The 15,531-nt window shown below is 71.0% G+C and carries 15 protein-coding genes and 1 pseudogene; 12 read left to right on the top strand and 4 right to left on the bottom strand.

All coding sequences use genetic code 11. From position 1 onward, the window contains the following. Window positions 1-30 precede the first annotated feature (30 nt). The 8 genes and pseudogenes from ACYVLQ_RS14740 (at window position 31) to ACYVLQ_RS14705 (ending at window position 7,268) form a co-directional block, all read left to right on the top strand. Window positions 31-1,038 (top strand): hypothetical protein, encoded by a 1,008-nt coding sequence (locus tag ACYVLQ_RS14740; RefSeq protein WP_460698010.1) that lies wholly within the window; start codon window positions 31-33, stop codon window positions 1,036-1,038. Between the two features lie 39 nt (window positions 1,039-1,077). Then, a complete protein-coding gene (locus ACYVLQ_RS14735) occupies window positions 1,078-2,223 on the top strand; it encodes a glycosyltransferase family 4 protein (RefSeq protein ID WP_460698009.1) in 1,146 nt (381 codons plus the stop codon). A gap of 39 nt (window positions 2,224-2,262) precedes the next feature. Continuing rightward, window positions 2,263-2,661, top strand: coding sequence for a polyketide cyclase / dehydrase and lipid transport (locus tag ACYVLQ_RS14730; RefSeq protein WP_460698008.1), 399 nt, complete (start codon window positions 2,263-2,265; stop codon window positions 2,659-2,661). Between the two features lie 58 nt (window positions 2,662-2,719). Then, a complete protein-coding gene (locus tag ACYVLQ_RS14725) occupies window positions 2,720-3,157 on the top strand; it encodes an SRPBCC family protein (RefSeq protein ID WP_460698007.1) in 438 nt (145 codons plus the stop codon). A 7-nt stretch (window positions 3,158-3,164) separates the two neighbouring features. Continuing rightward, window positions 3,165-4,457, top strand: coding sequence for an ArsA family ATPase (locus ACYVLQ_RS14720; protein WP_460698006.1), 1,293 nt, complete (start codon window positions 3,165-3,167; stop codon window positions 4,455-4,457). Between the two features lie 67 nt (window positions 4,458-4,524). Beyond that, window positions 4,525-5,073 (top strand): hypothetical protein, encoded by a 549-nt coding sequence (locus ACYVLQ_RS14715; protein ID WP_460698005.1) that lies wholly within the window; start codon window positions 4,525-4,527, stop codon window positions 5,071-5,073. Continuing rightward, window positions 5,070-6,035: pseudogene (locus ACYVLQ_RS14710) on the top strand (ROK family protein); the annotation flags it as partial. The gene ACYVLQ_RS14715 and the pseudogene ACYVLQ_RS14710, both read left to right, overlap by 4 nt. 507 nt (window positions 6,036-6,542) lie before the next feature. Then, a complete protein-coding gene (locus ACYVLQ_RS14705) occupies window positions 6,543-7,268 on the top strand; it encodes a lysophospholipid acyltransferase family protein (protein ID WP_460698004.1) in 726 nt (241 codons plus the stop codon). A 4-nt stretch (window positions 7,269-7,272) separates the two neighbouring features. Here the strand turns inward: ACYVLQ_RS14705 and ACYVLQ_RS14700 are convergent, their stop codons facing one another. Then, window positions 7,273-7,770 (bottom strand): polyadenylate-specific 3'-exoribonuclease AS, encoded by a 498-nt coding sequence (locus ACYVLQ_RS14700; RefSeq protein WP_460698265.1) that lies wholly within the window; start codon window positions 7,768-7,770, stop codon window positions 7,273-7,275. Window positions 7,771-7,931: 161 nt separating this feature from the next. Between ACYVLQ_RS14700 and ACYVLQ_RS14695 the strand changes: the two genes are divergently transcribed. The 3 genes from ACYVLQ_RS14695 (at window position 7,932) to ACYVLQ_RS14685 (ending at window position 10,161) form a co-directional block, all read left to right on the top strand. Continuing rightward, a complete protein-coding gene (locus ACYVLQ_RS14695) occupies window positions 7,932-9,317 on the top strand; it encodes a class II 3-deoxy-7-phosphoheptulonate synthase (RefSeq protein ID WP_460698003.1) in 1,386 nt (461 codons plus the stop codon). Further along, window positions 9,314-9,619 carry a hypothetical protein gene (locus ACYVLQ_RS14690; RefSeq protein ID WP_460698002.1) on the top strand — a complete coding sequence of 102 codons (306 nt, stop codon included), beginning with the start codon at window positions 9,314-9,316 and terminating at the stop codon, window positions 9,617-9,619. Before ACYVLQ_RS14695 ends, ACYVLQ_RS14690 begins: the two co-directional genes overlap by 4 nt. 131 nt (window positions 9,620-9,750) lie before the next feature. Continuing rightward, the gene (locus ACYVLQ_RS14685) at window positions 9,751-10,161 is read left to right on the top strand and encodes a hypothetical protein (protein ID WP_460698001.1); all 411 of its coding nucleotides are present in this window, start codon (window positions 9,751-9,753) and stop codon (window positions 10,159-10,161) included. Here the strand turns inward: ACYVLQ_RS14685 and pknB are convergent. Continuing rightward, window positions 10,136-12,127, bottom strand: coding sequence for a Stk1 family PASTA domain-containing Ser/Thr kinase (gene pknB, locus ACYVLQ_RS14680; RefSeq protein WP_460698000.1), 1,992 nt, complete (start codon window positions 12,125-12,127; stop codon window positions 10,136-10,138). The two genes, ACYVLQ_RS14685 and pknB, sit on opposite strands and share 26 nt — an antisense overlap. 129 nt (window positions 12,128-12,256) lie before the next feature. Here pknB and ACYVLQ_RS14675 point away from each other — a divergent pair, with 129 nt between their 5' ends. Beyond that, complete coding sequence (locus tag ACYVLQ_RS14675) at window positions 12,257-12,625, top strand: Rv2175c family DNA-binding protein (protein WP_460697999.1); 369 nt, start codon at window positions 12,257-12,259, stop codon at window positions 12,623-12,625. Window positions 12,626-12,966: 341 nt separating this feature from the next. Here the strand turns inward: ACYVLQ_RS14675 and ACYVLQ_RS14670 are convergent, their stop codons facing one another. Both ACYVLQ_RS14670 and ACYVLQ_RS14665 read right to left on the bottom strand, forming a co-directional pair. Beyond that, entirely contained in the window at window positions 12,967-13,977 is a 1,011-nt protein-coding gene (locus ACYVLQ_RS14670; RefSeq protein ID WP_460697998.1) for a phytoene/squalene synthase family protein, read from the bottom strand. Then, a complete protein-coding gene (locus ACYVLQ_RS14665) occupies window positions 13,974-15,500 on the bottom strand; it encodes an alpha-(1->6)-mannopyranosyltransferase A (RefSeq protein WP_460698264.1) in 1,527 nt (508 codons plus the stop codon). The genes ACYVLQ_RS14670 and ACYVLQ_RS14665 overlap by 4 nt, the downstream gene beginning before the upstream one ends. Window positions 15,501-15,531 lie beyond the last annotated feature (31 nt).

Genomic DNA, 15,531 nt, shown 5'->3' with positions numbered 1-15,531 from the left:
AGGCATGAACGAGTGCAGCACAGGCGCGGTATGACCGCGTGGTGGCGGGTCCGTGACTGGATGCGGGCGCGGCGGCGATTCGAATTCGTCGCCACCGTCGCCATGGTCGTCGCCCTGACCGCGGCGGGCGGTGCGCTGGTCCTGCTGCCCAAGGCGGCGCTGACCAGGATCCCTCCGATGCCCGCGGCCGCCGAGGCCGCGGCGCCCGCGGATCCGGACCCGCAGCTCGCCGAGCTGCGCCGGGTCATGGAATCGTACGGACCCGTTGTCACCCAGCAGGTCTTGGGCGATAACGGCCGCTTGTCGACGGTGTTCGGGCATTCGCGACAGCGCGGCGACGTCGACACGCTGGCCCGCGAGATCGGTCCCGCGGTCGCCGAGATCACCGCGCTGTGGGGGCCGGAGTGGCCGCAGTCGGCCGTGGTGGCGATCGCCTCGAGCCCCGCCGAATTCGCCGCGCTCACCCACGCGACCGGGACGGTGTCCGCGGCGGTGGCGGCGGCCTCGGTCTCGGATCCCTTCCGGCCCGGGACCCGGCCCACCGGGCAGCGCGTGGTGTTCGCCCCCGACGCGATCCGCCGACTGGGCACGGAGGGGTTCCGCGACACCCTGCGCCACGAGCTCACGCACGTCGCCGCGCGGGCGCGCACCACCGACGGCTCACCGCAGTGGATGCTGGAGGGGTTCGCCGAGTACTCGGCCCGGCGCGAGGAGCGGGATCCGTTCGCCCAGCAGGCGCCGACCCTGGCCGCCCGCGCCCGCACGGGCGATTTCCCGGAGGATCTGCCCGCCGACGCGGCCTTCGCGCCCGCGGCCGGTACCGATGCCGCGCTGGCCTACGAGGAGGCCTGGTCCGCGAACGCGTTCGCCGCCGGCCAGTTCGGCGAGCCGAAGCTGGTGGACCTGTATCACCGGATGGCGACCGGACCGAAGAACGCCCACGCGGTCGACGACACCCTGCGCTCCTGTCTCGGCATCGGCCACGGCGAGTTCGTCGCCCGCTGGCGAGACTGGATCCGTTCCCGCATTCTCGCCTAGCGCGTCAAGGGAATCCGCCCCGTGGATAGGATTGCCCCCATGGCGCGCACCCTGCTGGTTACCAATGATTTCCCGCCACGGCCGGGCGGTATCCAGTCGTATGTGCACTCGCTGGCGCTGCAGTTGCCGCCGGACGAACTGGTGGTGTACGCGCCGCGGTGGAAGGGCGACAGCCATCTGCGTTTCGATGCCGAGCAGCCCTTCCAGGTGGTGCGGCACCCCACGACGCTGATGCTGCCGACCCCGCTGGTCCTGCGGCGGGCGGCCAAGCTGCTGCGCGACGAGCGGTGCGACGCCGTGTGGTTCGGCGCCGCGGCGCCGCTGGCGCTGATGTCGCCCCTGCTGCGGCGCGCGGGCGCGCGGCGGATCCTGGCGAGCACGCACGGCCACGAGGTGGGCTGGTCGATGCTTCCGGCGGCCCGGCAGTCGCTGCGCGCGATCGGCGACCACACCGATGTCGTCACCTATGTCAGCAAGTACACCCGGAGGCGGTTCGCGTCGGCGTTCGGTCCGCAGGCGGCGCTGGAGTATCTGCCGCCGGGCGTCGACACCTCGGTGTTCCGCCCGGATCCGGCGGCGCGGGAAGAACTTCGGGCCCGCTACGGGCTGGGGGGCCGGCCCACCATCCTGTGCCTGTCCCGGCTGGTGCCGCGCAAGGGGCAGGACATGCTGCTCATCGCGATGCGCGAGATCATCGAACGCGTCGACGGCGCGGTGCTGGTGATCGCCGGTGGCGGTCCCTACGAAGAGAAGCTGCGCGCCTTCTCGCACTCGCTCGGCCTCGACGACCACGTGGTGTTCACCGGCCGGGTACCGGCGTCGGAGCTGGCGGCCCACCACACCCTCGCCGACGTCTTCGCCATGCCGTGCCGTACCCGCGGCGCCGGTCTGGACGTGGAGGGCCTGGGCATCGTCTACCTGGAGGCCTCGGCGACCGGCGTCCCGGTGGTGGCGGGAGATTCCGGCGGGGCGCCGGAGACCGTGCTGGAGGGCCGGACCGGGCACGTCGTGGACGGGCGCGCGCACAATCAGATCGTGGACGCGATCGTGGGCATCCTGAGCGATCGCGACGCCGCCGCCCGCATGGGCGCCGCGGGCCGCGAGTGGGTCGCCGACCAGTGGCGCTGGGATGTGCTCGGCGGCCGCCTGCGCACCCTGCTGGATGCGAACGCGCGATCGGGCTGACGACGCCCGCGCCGCCCGCGCCTATTAGGCTCACCCGTTATGAGCACGATCCAGGTCGCCGATCAGACGTTCGTCGCCGCGCCGGGCGCCGCGGTCGCCGAGGTGCTGGCCGACCGTTCCCGCTGGCGGCAGTGGTGGCCCGACCTCACCCTCGAGGAGCGAGAGAACCGCGGCGACAAGGGGATTCGCTGGACCGTGCGCGGCCCGCTGGACGGCACGATGGAGGTGTGGCTGCAGCCCTGCATGGACGGGGTGATCCTGCACTACTTCCTGCACGCCGAACCCGGCGACGCGTCCAGGCTGCCCGCGCGCGAGCTGACGGCCGCCAACCGGGCGCGCCGGGTGGCGGGCAAGAAGATGTCGTTCGAGATCAAGGCCCGGCTCGAGGCGGGCCGCGCGGCCGGAATCGGCCCCCGCCCCGCCGCCGTCTCGGCCTGATTCACAGTCCGAAAGCTGTTCTCCCGCACCGCAAGCCGGAAAGGACACCCAGGCACTCATGGCCGACCGGACCCAGAGGTCGATCATCATCGACGCCCCGTCGGATCGGGTGATGAGCGTCATCGCCGATCTGGAGTCGTATCCGGAGTGGGTATCGGCGGCCCGGTCGGTGGAGATCGTCGACAAATTCGCAGACGGCCGCGCCCGCACCGCGCGCTTCGTGCTCGACGCGGGCGTCGTCAAGGACACCTACCTGCTGTCCTACACCTGGCGCCCGGACGGCAAGGCGGTGAGCTGGCAACTGGTCAGCGGCGATCTGCAGAAGGCCCAGGACGGCACCTACGAACTGATCGACCAGCCCGACGGCACCACTCAGGTGGTCTACGAGCTGACCGTGGACCTGACGATCCCGATGATCGGAATGTTCAAGCGCAAGGCCGAGAAGGTGATCACCGATACGGCGCTGAAGGAACTCAAGAAACGGGTCGAAGGCTGACGGGCGGGTGACTGCGGATCGTTCGGCGGACCGGACCCGCCTGGAGCTGTTCATCGGCAAGGGTGGCGTGGGCAAGACGACCCTGGCCTGCGCGACGGCGATGTCGCACACCCGCGCCGGGGCCCGCGTGCTGATCGCCTCCCTGGACCAGGCGCATTCGCTCGGCGACGCGCTCGGATTCCGGTTCCCGCACGACCCGGGCACCGTCGCCGGGGTGGCCGCGGTCCTGCCCGGACTCGACGTGATCGAGATCGACTCGCTGGCGCTGCTCGAGGACCGGTTCCGCGACATGGTGCGCGTGCTGGGCGGCGGGGACGGACACGAGCACGGGGTCGACCTGGCCGCGCTGGACCCGGCCGAACTGACCGGGCTGCCGGGCGTGCAGGAACTGCTGATGCTCACCGAGATCGCGGAATTCGCCGACGAGGACGACTGGGACGTGATCGTCGTGGACTGCCCGCCCTCGGCCGACATGCTGCGCCTCGTGACCGCGCCGGAGGCCCTGCTCGGCTATCTGGAGCGGGTCTGGCCCGCGCAGTCCCGCGCCCTGAGTGCGGGCGGTCCGGACCTGCGGCGCGCGGTGCTGGCGGCGGCGGTGGAACGGGTCGCGACCGCGGTCGCGGGCGTGCGGGACCTGCTGGCCGACCGCGCCCGCACCGGCGCCCGGCTGATCACCGGCGCCGAGCGGGTGGCGCTCGCGGAAACGGCGCGGGTGCGGTCGGCGGCGGCGCTGCTGGGCCTGCGCCTGGACGAGGTGATCGTCAACAAGGTGCTGGCGCCGGTGCCCGAGGCGGACGGCGCCGCGCATCCGGCCGTGCGCTGGTATCAGGCCCGTCGCGCCGAGCAGTTGCAGGTGATCGACGAACTGCGCGGGCGGCTGCCCGGCGTGGCGGTGACGGTGGCCCACCACAGCGGCCCGGAACCGGTGGGTATCGATTCGCTGACCGAATTGTCGTATGCGGTGGATTCGCGCGGGAACCGGGTAGTCACTTCGGCAGACCCTATGCTTGGCGACGATGCGAACACCGCGCACGCGCGCGACGGCGAGCCGGTGGTGCGGCTGGAGTCGGGTACCGGCCCGCAGTCGGTGTTCACGCTGCGGATGCGGTTGCCCGTGGTCGACCCGGCGACGCTGCGACTGGGACGAGTGGAGGACGATTTGATCGTGGGAGCGGACGGAGTGCGGCGCCGCATGCGCCTGGCGCCGGTGTTGCGCCGGTGCACGGTCGACGGCGCCGAACTCGACGGCGATCAACTGGTCGTCCGCTTCCGCCCCGACCCCGAGGTGTGGCCGCGATGAGCGGGCGGAACGAAACCATGGCAGGGTTCTCACCCATGGCGGAGCCGGGTGGCGGTGGGGCACAGCTATGAGCGAGTTCGACGACGGCAGGGACGCGCCGGAACAGCCGTGGGCCGACCGGGCGACCCCGGGCGGGCCCGCGGCGGGACCGGCCGGTGAATCACCCTCGGGCGCCGCGCATTCCGGCCAGCGCGACGAAGCCGCGAGGGAACCGGGCGCGGGGTCTGGGGGCCCGGACGAACACCGCCACGACGACCATCTCGGTGAATTCACCGAGGAGATGCGGCTGCTGGCGGAGGCGGTGCTGGAGCGGGTCGAGCCGGTGCTGCGCCGGGCCGCCGCCGACGGGCGCGCCGACTGGGGCGGCTGCAGTTGGTGCCCGCTGTGCGCCGCGGCCGCGCTGGTCCGCGGCGAGCACCACGACGTCGTCGCCGCGATCGCCGAGCACGGTACCGCCGTGGTGACCGTGCTGCGCGAGGCCCTGGCCGGGGTGCCGGTGGATCCGGTAGCACCGGAAAGCGATGTGCCGCAGCGTACTTCACGCGGCCCGGCGTCCTCCGGCGCCCGTGCGGGCGGATCCGGGTACGTCTCGATCCCGGTGCAGATCAAGGTATGACCACGCGCATCGGGCGGGAGACGCCGCTGACCGTCGGCATCGACGTCGGCGGCACCAACATTCGCGCGTCGGTGGTCGACGGCGCGGGCGAGGTGCTCGACACCGTGCAGGCCCCCACCCCGCATTCGGAACAGGCCCTGGAGGACGGGCTGGACCGCGCGGTGCGGGAACTGCGGGCCCGGCACACGATCGGCGCGGTCGGCCTGGCCGTCGCCGGATTCGTCGACGAGACCCGCGCCTCGGTGCGGTTCGCCCCGCATCTGCCGTGGGAGGACAGCGGGGTCGCGGACCGGCTCACCGAGCGGCTCGGGCTGCCGGTCATCCTCGAACACGATGCCAACGCCGCGATGTGGGCGGAGTACCGGTTCGGCGCCGCCGCCGGGGCGCACAACGGCGTGCTGGTGGCGATCGGCACCGGGATCGGCGCGGCGCTGCTGGTCGAGGGCCGCCTGTACCGCGGAAGTTACGGTGTGGCACCGGAATTGGGGCATCTGCAGGTGGTGCCGCACGGCCGCGCCTGCCCCTGCGGCAAACGCGGCTGCTGGGAACGGTACTGCAGCGGAACGGCTCTGGTGGACACCGCCATCGAGATGCTGGCCACCGACCCGATGCGCTCGACCATCCTGGCGCGCGAGGTGGTTCGCGATCCGGGCTCGCTGACCGGGCGCCAGGTGGCGGGCGCCGCGCAGGACGGGGATCCGGTCGCCGCGGAGGTGATGGCCGACTTCGCGCGCTGGCTCGGGCTCGGCCTGGCCTTCGTCGGCGATATCTTCGATCCGGACCTGATCGTGATCGCCGGTGGGGTGAGCTCGTCGGCGGCGCTGTTCCTCGACGACGCCCGCGAGCACTACGCGAGCGCGATCACCGGCGCCCGGCATCGGCCGCTGGCCCGCATCCGTACCACGCAGCTGGGCGAGGCGGCGGGCATGATCGGCGCGGCGGAACTGGCGCGGGCGGCCCTGCGCCCGGAGTCGAAGGGCTCCCGGCGGGACCCCGCGGTCGGCAGGGGTGCGCGGGCCGCGGAGGTCGGCGCCGAGACGAGCGGCGACGGGAAGCGGGGGGACGGAAAACGCGGTGCGGCCGGAAACTCCCGGATGGCCGCCGGTGACCAGCAGGGCGGGGGAGCCAGCGCCCCGCCCGGAACCGCGACGGCCCGCACCGAGCGCAAGGCGATCCGCGGGTCCGCGAACGCGGCGGGTCGGGGGTCCGGCACGGCCGCCGGTCGGGGCACCAATGCCGCGGGCGGACGCGAATCGGACACCACCGAGAGGCGCGAATCGGACCCCGCCGTGCGGCGGGGATCGGCCGCCGGCGGCCACGCCGGGGCGCGGTGCTGACGAGTGTGGTTCCGGCTGTGTGAAATCGCTCGTGCGGGCTTGGTCACAGCTGCTCGGCGGCGGTAGAGTCGGCACCGACGGAGGTGCCTGCAAGGAGGCCGGTCCCGTACATGCTCACTGGGAAAGGACGCGATGTTCTACTGGCTGCTGAAGTTCGTGTTTCCGGGACCGTTCATGCACCTGGTCAACAGGCCCAAGGCCGAGGGTGTCGAGAATATTCCGGTCGACGGCCCAGCCATCCTCGCGGGGAACCACCTGTCGTTCACCGACTGGCTGTTCACCCCCCTGGCGAGCCCGCGCCGGATCACCTACCTGGCCAAGGCCGAGTACTTCACCACCCCGGGGCTCAAGGGCCGCCTGCAGAAGTGGTTCTTCTCCGGCGCCGGTCAGTACCCGATCGACCGCAGCGGCGCCGACGCCGCCGAGAGCGCGCTGAACACCGCGCGCAAGCTGCTGGGTGAGGGGCGCCTGGTGGGCCTGTACCCGGAGGGCACCCGCTCGCCCGACGGGCGGCTGTACAAGGGCAAGACCGGCGTGGCGCGCCTCGCCCTGGAGACCGGTGTCCCGGTGATCCCGGTGGCGCTGATCGGCACCGACGAGGTGTGCCCGCCCGGCCCGTTCACGTGGCGCGCGCGCAAGGTCACCGTAAAATTCGGTGCGCCGATCGACTTTTCCCGCTACGAGGGCATGGGCGGCAACCGCTTCGTCGAGCGCGCCGTCACCGACGAGATCATGTACGAACTGATGCGCATGGGCAACCAGGAGTACGTGGACGTCTACGCCTCCAGCCTCAAGAAGTCCGCCCCCGCCGACACCCGCCCGGATGCCGACCGCATGCCGGAGACCCTCGCGGGCTAGCGGCCTAGGAGGCTTCGCGGCGGCGGTGGGCCTCTATCGCTTCGTATTTCGCCAGGTTGTGGCGGGCGTCGGCGAGGGCGTCGTGGGCATCCGGGGGGACGGGAGGGAGCGGCGGGCGGCCGGACATCTCCCAGTATTGGCGCAGTTCGTTGGTGTAGCGGGGGAGGGTGCTGGGCAGGTCGACCATGGAACCCCACAGTTGGCACAGGGCCACGTGGTCGTAGGCGCTGACCCAGGCCCACATCTCCGGCTCCACGGTCGGCCGCGGCACCAGGAAGCGGTACAGGTCGTCGCGGATCTGCGCGCGGCGGCGCCACCGCGGCGACGCGGGCGGCGGCAGCTTGGGCAACACGTTGCGCCGCACCCAGGGCCCCGCCTTCCCGGGATCGAATTCCGTTGAGACCGCGTAGTACTCGCGCCCGTCCTCGCAGACCACGCCGATCGAGACCAGGTCGATGGTCACACCGTCCTCGATGAATTCGCAGTCGTAAAAGTATTTCAGCGCGATCGCTCCTCGTGGTCGGCCGGGCGGAATCTCCACCGGCAGCGGCGCCCGCACTCGGTACCGCGGGCTTATCGAGGTTACGGCCCGGCGCAGTGTGCTTGCGCACCCCCCTACCTCCGCGTTACCACAGTGTCGCTCGAAGTCACTATCCTGAGCTGGTGAACTGGACCGTCGACGTACCGATCGACCGCCTGCCGGAACTGCCTCCGCTGCCTGCCGAACTGCGTCGGCGACTCGACGATGCGCTCGCGCGCCCCGCCCTGCAGCAGCCGTCGTGGGATCCGGACCTGGCGTCGAAGATGCGCACCGTACTCGAGAGCGTGCCGCCGATCTGCGTGCCCGCCGAGGTGGAAGAACTGCGCGAGCACCTCGCCGAGGTGGCTCGCGGTGAGGCATTCCTCATACAGGGCGGCGACTGCGCCGAAACCTTCGCCGACAACACCGAACCGCATATCCGCGGTAATATCCGCACGCTGTTGCAGATGGCTGTGGTGCTCACCTACGGCGCCAGCCTGCCGGTGGTCAAGGTGGCCCGCATCGCCGGGCAGTACGCCAAGCCCCGCTCGGCCGATCTGGACGCGCTGGGCCTGCGGTCCTACCGCGGCGACATGGTGAACTCGCTGGTGGCCGACGCCGCCGTGCGCGAGCACGACCCGTCGCGGCTGGTGCGCGCCTACGCCAACGCCAGCGCCGCGATGAACCTGGTGCGCGCGCTCACCGGCGCGGGCATGGCCGATCTGCACAAGGTGCACGACTGGAACCGCGATTTCGTGGCGCAGTCCCCGGCCGGTGCCCGCTACGAGCAACTGGCCGAGGAGATCGACCGTGGCCTGGCCTTCATGAGCGCCTGCCGGGTGCAGGATCCGAGCCTGCAGTCGGCGAAGATCTACTGCAGCCACGAGGCGCTGGTGCTCGACTACGAGCGGGCCATGCTGCGCCTGGCCGAGAACGCCTCCGGCGACCCGGTGCTCTACGACCTGTCGGCGCACTTCCTGTGGATCGGCGAGCGCACCCGTCAGCTCGACGGCGCCCACATCGCCTTCGCCGAACTGCTGGCCAATCCGATCGGCCTCAAGATCGGCCCGACCACCACGCCCGAGCAGGCGATGGAATACGTCGAACGGCTCGACCCCAACAACGAGCCGGGGCGGTTGACGCTGGTGGCGCGCATGGGCAACACCAAGGTGCGCGATGTGCTGCCGCCGATCATCGAGAAGGTGCAGGCCACCGGACACCAGGTGATCTGGCAGTGCGATCCGATGCACGGCAACACCCACGAGTCGTCCACCGGATACAAGACCCGCCACTTCGACCGCATCGTCGACGAGGTGCAGGGCTTCTTCGAGGTGCACCACGCGCTGGGCACCCATCCGGGCGGCCTGCACATCGAGCTGACCGGCGAGAACGTCACCGAATGCCTCGGCGGCGCGCAGGACATCTCCGACCTGGACCTCGAGGACCGCTACGAGACGGCCTGCGACCCGCGCCTGAACACCCAGCAGTCGCTGGAACTGGCGTTCCTGGTCGCGGAGATGCTGCGGTGACGTTGAACGTCGTCTTTCGCACCGATGGGGACCTGCGCGTCGACGGGACCGATCGCGCCATTCTGCGGTTGCTGCGCGATCGCGACCGCGACGGGATCCCGTCGGAGGTGGTGCTGAGCGACGGCAGCCGGTTGCTGATCTTCAATATCTCCTGGGGTTATGACCCGGCGGTCGTCTCGGCCCAGGTCACCACCAATATCAGCCCGAGCATCGGTGGTATGCCGGTCGACGTGTTCAGCACGTCGGCCGTGGTGGCGATCAACGATCCGGAGACCGGGACGCCGCTGCTCGCCGTCGCCTGAGCGCTCGTCCAGGACAAGGTCACTCGCAAAAGTTAGCTGAACTGTTGCTGATACCGAGCGGTTGGGTTAGGTTTGACCCGTCCGTTGCCGGCGGCAATGGGCTGACTGAGGGATCTGCCCTGGGAGGACCGATGAAGGTGGTAACGGTGGCCGGTGAATTGCGACCCGGCGCCGATCGGCTCGGCGGTGGCCGCGGCCGATCGATGGGAAGAGACGGGGCCGCCCTGGTACAGCACGATCTGGTGATCGACGGCGTGCCGGCGTCGGTGGTCATCGAGAGACCCGAGGCGGATCGGCCCGCGCGCGCCTGGCGCTGCCGGATTCGGATCGCCCGCGGTATCGGCAGACTGGAACAGTCGCAGGTCGTCGGGAGCAGCGCGACTTCGGTCCTGGAACAGGCCCTGGATCTGGTCGCGGCGCGGGTCGGGCTCAGCGTGGCCGAGGTGATCGGCGGGGCGAGCGTGGGATCGGATCTGCCGATGTCGCGCCGCACCGAACGGCGGCCGGACGCCCCGGCTAGAACGGCAGAACGACCAGCGTGACGGAGCTGCCGGGCGCGACGTGCGCCCCGGCGATCGGGGTCTGACCGCGGATGGTGCCGCGATCGTTGCCGGTGAAGATGTTGCTCAACACCACCTGCAGCCCGAGGCCCTCCAGTTCGCTGCGGGCGGCCGTCACGCTCTTGCCGCCGACGTCGGGGACCTGCACGGCGTTCGAGACCAGCAGGGTGACCGTGGCGCCGGACAGCAGGCTGGCGCCCGCGGCGGGATCGGTGCCGACGACGTCACCGGACTTTATCCTCGGATCGAACTCGGTTCTGGTGTCCTGCACGGTGATTCCCGCCTTCTCCAGCGCGGCGCGCGCCTCGTCGGCGGTTTTGCCGCGCACGTCCGGCAGTTTCACCGGCGCGGAACCCTTGCTGCGGAACACCTTGACCGTCGCATCCGTCGGCAGCACCGTCCCCGGGCCCGGCTCCAGTTGCGCCACCGAACCTTTGGGGGCGGTGCTGGGTCTCTCGCCGCCGTCGACCGGCTTCAGCCCGGCGTCGCGGATGGCCTGCTGCACCGTCTTCACATCGTCGCCGGGCTGGAAGCGCGGCACCTGCGGCTTGCCGCTGGAGATGAGCAGCGCCACGGTGGAGCCCTTCACCACCCGGGTCCCCGCCGCGGGATCGGTGCCGACCACATTGCCGACCGGGACGGTATCGGAGGCCTTGTTGCGGATCGTGGTGTCGAATCCGGCCTCGCCGAGGGTCACCGTCGCGCGATCGGTGTTCATCCCCGCGATCGGCGGTACCGCGGCGTAGCGCCCCACACCCAGCCACCAGCCGCCGATGCCGAGCAGCAGCGCCAGCGCGACCACGATCGCCGCCCAGATCAGCACTCGGCGGCGGGATCTGTCGCGGGCGGCCTCGAAGTCCTGGGCATAGGGCTGCCGACGGTCCGGGGGTGGCGCGTAGTCGGGCTGCTCCGGTTCGGCGCGCGGCTGCGTCGCGGTCATCACCCGGGTGCGTTGCGGGCCTGGGGGTTCGGCCGCGAACCGGGTGGTCTCGTCGGCGGCGCGGGGCGGCGGGGGCGGCGGCGCGGCGGGGGTCGGGCCGATACGGTAATGCGAGGACAGATGTTCCGCCGACTCCTTCGGCGCGGGCACCCGGTAGTCGGGCAGCCGCAACTCGGCCGCGATGTGGCGGAGCTCGCTCGCCATCGCGGTGGCGTCGGCGAAGCGGTGCGCGGGCTCGCGCGCGGTGGCGTGCGCGACCAGTTCGTCGAATTCCGGCGGCACCCCGGCGATGAGCCGTCCGGGGTCGGGTACGTCCTTCTCCACCCGCTGGTAGGCGATCGACAGCGAGGTGTCGCCGGTGAACGGCGTACGGCCGGTGAGCATTTCGAAGATCAGGATGCCGAAGGAGTACACGTCGCTGCGCGCGTCGGCATTGCCGTCGGTGACCTGCTCGGGCGACAAGTACTGGGCCGTGCCGAGGATGACGCTCGCGGAGGTCATATTGGATCCGGCCGCGGCGCGGACCAAGCCGAAGTCGGCGATCTTCACCTCGCCGCCGTCGGAGATCAGCACGTTCTCGGGCTTGACGTCGCGGTGCACCAGCCCGGCGGCGTGCGCCACCCCGATGGCCTGCAGCACCGGCTCGGCCACCGCGTAGACCGCGTGCGGCGGCATCGGGCCGCGCTCGCGCAGCAGTTCGCGCAGGGTGCCGCCCTCCACCAGTTCCATGATCAGGAACGGGTGGTCGCCGTCGACGCCCTGGTCGTAGACCGCGACCAGCGACGGATGCTTCAGCCTCGCGACCGAGCGGGCCTCGAATTCGAACCGGCTCAGGAACTGCGGGTCGCCGGCGAACTTCGGGTCCATCACCTTGATCGCGACCGGTCGGTCCAGGCGCGTGTCCACCCCCCGGAACACCATCGACATGCCACCCCGCGCGATCGGCGCGTCGATGCGGTAGCGCCCGTCCAGCATCTGGCCGATCAACAGATGTCCTCCGACTTTCACAAAAGCTCTCACCTCTCGCTTCGGCTGCGACAAGCGAATGCCACCCCCGTGGCGGCACCCCCGATGGTATAGGCGCGTCGGGTGCGGGTCTCTCACGACGTGCGGGTCGGACCGGCTACCGTTATCCGGGTGAGTGCATTTCCTTGCAGCGACGATGTCCTTCCGGAGTCGGTGACGCTGCTCCCGCTCCCGGACGTGGCCGAGCAGCTCGGAATCGCGGTGACCCGCGTGCATCAGATGCTGCGCGACCATCAGTTGCTCGCGGTGCGTCGCGACGGCGTCGCCGGAGTTCCGAAGGACTTCTTCGACTCCGCCGGGGCCGTGGTGAAACCCCTGCCCGGCCTGATCACCGTGATGCGCGACGCGAAATACACCGACGAGGAAATCCTCGAGTGGATCTACACCGCCGACGACAGCCTGCCCGGCCGCCCCGTCGACGCCATCCACGGCCCACTGGCCCGGGAGGTCGTCCGCCGCGCCGCAGCCGAGCCCTTCTGAAGCGAGCAGGATAACTCCCCCGCCGGACATGCATGCGCGCCCACCTCCCGTCATCCCGGCGTGGGCCACGTTTCGTCATCCCGTGCGTGGGTTCACGTTTCGTGTTTCCGGCGTGGGTTCACGTTTCGTGTTTCCGGCGTGGGCTCCCGTTTGTGTTTCCGGCGTGGGCTCCCGTTCGTGTTTCCGGCGTGGGCTCCCGTTTGTGATTCCGGTGTGGGCACCCTTTGTCATCCCGGCGTGGGCTCACGGTTCGTCATCCCGGCGTGCTTTTGACCGGGACACACCGTGCGGACGGATTCTGGCCAAAGCGCGCCGGATGACGGCGGATGACGGGCCTTCTGCTATCCGCGCAGGTGGGCGGTGGTGAATTCGGCTGCGGCCACACGTAGCCGACGGCGCAGCGGGACTGTGGCGCGACGGTCGAATATCGCGTAGTCCGAGCATTCCACCTCGTCGAGAATCCCCGCGTAGAGCACGGCGGCGGTCCGGATCGCGGGGCGCACGCGCGGCTGCAACAGGTCGATTCCCGGAGTGGCGAGGCGGTACAGCGCGCGGTTGGTGGCGATCAGGTGGGTGAGGGCGCGGCGCAGGCGCGGGTCGGTGCGGCCGGTGCGGCGGCAGTGGGCCAGCAGGTCCGCGTCGACCCCGAAGGCGGCCAGCTCGGTCGACGGCAGGTACACCCGGCCGCGGTCCAGGTCCTCGCCGACGTCGCGAATGAAATTGGTCAGCTGGAACGCCTCGCCCAGCGCGGCGGCCGCGGGTTCCGCCTCGGCGGCGGGCGCCACCGTGCCGAGCACCGGCAGCAGCTGCAGGCCGATCGCCGCCGCCGACCCGCGCATGTACGCGCGCAGCTCGGTCAAGGTGGCGTAGCGGTTACGGAACAGCGGACTGCCCGGCACGTCCATCCGCATGGCGTCCAGGAAGGTCCAGAAGTGCTGCGGCCCAATGCCGAACCGGGTGATGGTGTCGGCCACGGCGGAAAGTACGAGTTCGCTGGCCGGCGCGTCGGCGGGCGCCGGTTCGGGGCGCGGGGCGATCGGCGCCGACCCGTGCAGGGCGTGGGCAGACCTCAGACGCGGTGTGTGTGCGACGTGTGTGGGGTAGTCGGCCGCGGTCGCGGGCAGCCGCTCGCGCAGTTGCTTCTCGATCCGGTCCAGTTGGGCGGCGGCGTCCTCGGCGCCGTGATCCACGATGTCGTCGACGGTGCGGGCGAAGGCGTAGAGCGCGTGCACGGCCGGGCGCTGTTCGGGGGAGAGCAGCCGGGTGGCGAGGAAATAGGTGCGGCCGTGCTCGGCGGCGACCGCCCGGCAATGCCGGTACGCGGCTGGTATTCCGGCCGCGCTGCTACTCATTGCTTGGGTTTACCGGCGTCCGCGCGCAGCCGCAGTGGGTCCACCGTGCGCAGCGACAGCGCCGCCACGACAGCGATGAAGGTGGCCACGGCGACGTGCCAGATGTTGTACAGACCTATCGCACCGCCCGGCTGGAACACCAGCATCAGCCAGGTACACAGCCCGACCAGCACCATCAGCGTCGTGGTCGACAGCGCGAACCCGGCGGCCAGGGCCAGCGGCCAGGAGTAGTACCAGGGCAGCGCGGCGGGGGACAGGATGACGATCGCGACGAACGCGATCAGGATGCCCAGCACGGCCTCACGCTCGGTGTGCTTGAACCGCCACCACGTCCAGATCAGGATGGCCACCAGCGCCACCCCGCACAGGCCGCGAGTCCAGTCCAGCACCGACTCGACCCGCAGCGGAGTCACCCAGGTGGTGATGTGCGCCATGACGGTCGGCAGCGACAGCCAGTTGATGATCTTCTTGGAGCCCGACAGCGCGGTGAGCCACCCGACCCCGACCCCGGCGACGGCCGAGGCGGCGGCGAAGACCACCGCGAACACCGACAATCCCAGCCCGCCGATTTTCGCGAAGGTCCACAGCGGATGCGGGAGCGGCCCCTTGTTCTCCGCGGCGCGTCGTTCACGTTCGTGAATCATCCAGATCCACACCAGGAACGGCAGCGCCACGCCCGCGGTCGCCTTGATCGCCACGCCGATCGCGACCACCACGATGCCCGCCGCGTGATGCCGCTCCAGCACCAGCGCGATGCCCGCGGCCATCAGGCCGACCATCAGCATCTCGTTGTGCACGCCGCCGATCAGGTGGATCAGCACCAGCGGGTTGAGCACCGCCAGCCACAGCGCCACCGTCGGCTTACCGCCCAGATGCTTGGTCAGGTGCGGCACCGCCCACATCATCAGGGCCAGGCCGGGCAGCATGACCAGGCGCATCGCCCAGGTGCCCGCCACCACGTTGTCACCGGTGATCATCGTGATCCACTTGCCCAGCAGCAGGAAGATCGGGCCGTACGGGGCGGTGGTGGTGGTCCACACCGAGCTCACGTTGTCCAGCAGGACGCCCGGGTTCACCACCGGGCCGACCGTGTAGGGGTCGTAGCCGTCACGCAGCAGGGCGCCCTGTGCCAGATACGAGTAGACGTCCTGGCTGAACATGGGGACCGCGAACAGCAGCGGGAAGACCCAGAGACCCACGATCCCGCGCAGTTCGTTGAGCGTGACCGCGCTGCCGCGCGCCGAGGTGCCGATCGTGATCCGGCCCAGCCGCACCCAGCCCACGATCATCGCCAGCACGCCCAGCCAGACGACCATCGTGGCCAGCGCGTAGCCGTGCCCGAACCGCAGCCAGGACAGGTGCGCCGCCTCGAGCAGCGGATCGCTGCGCCGGGTGGCGCCGGCGCCGAGACCACCGCAGGTGATCAGCAGCGAGCCGCAGCAGCCGAGCAGCGCGGCGTGGCCCTCGGGGCTGCGGAAGAAGTCGGCAGCGAATCGCATCCACCAGCGCAGGGTGTGTGGCATCGCCGTGGCGCCGGGATGGGGTGCCGCGGTG

Source organism: Nocardia thraciensis, assembly GCF_054782435.1.
Note: the sequence above shows the minus strand (reverse complement) of the source record. Positions and strands in the feature narration are given on the sequence as shown.

What these genes read in the sequence shown, in the direction of transcription:
- ACYVLQ_RS14705 (WP_460698004.1), top strand. Translation starts at nt 6,543, where the DNA reads ATGTTCTACTGGCTGCTGAAGTTCGTGTTTCCGGGACCGTTCATGCAC.
- ACYVLQ_RS14740 (WP_460698010.1), top strand. Translation starts at nt 31, where the DNA reads ATGACCGCGTGGTGGCGGGTCCGTGACTGGATGCGGGCGCGGCGGCGA.
- ACYVLQ_RS14685 (WP_460698001.1), top strand. Translation starts at nt 9,751, where the DNA reads ATGAAGGTGGTAACGGTGGCCGGTGAATTGCGACCCGGCGCCGATCGG.
- ACYVLQ_RS14670 (WP_460697998.1), bottom strand. Translation starts at nt 13,977, where the DNA reads ATGAGTAGCAGCGCGGCCGGAATACCAGCCGCGTACCGGCATTGCCGG.
- ACYVLQ_RS14735 (WP_460698009.1), top strand. Translation starts at nt 1,078, where the DNA reads ATGGCGCGCACCCTGCTGGTTACCAATGATTTCCCGCCACGGCCGGGC.
- ACYVLQ_RS14730 (WP_460698008.1), top strand. Translation starts at nt 2,263, where the DNA reads ATGAGCACGATCCAGGTCGCCGATCAGACGTTCGTCGCCGCGCCGGGC.
- ACYVLQ_RS14715 (WP_460698005.1), top strand. Translation starts at nt 4,525, where the DNA reads ATGAGCGAGTTCGACGACGGCAGGGACGCGCCGGAACAGCCGTGGGCC.
- ACYVLQ_RS14665 (WP_460698264.1), bottom strand. Translation starts at nt 15,500, where the DNA reads ATGCCACACACCCTGCGCTGGTGGATGCGATTCGCTGCCGACTTCTTC.
- ACYVLQ_RS14725 (WP_460698007.1), top strand. Translation starts at nt 2,720, where the DNA reads ATGGCCGACCGGACCCAGAGGTCGATCATCATCGACGCCCCGTCGGAT.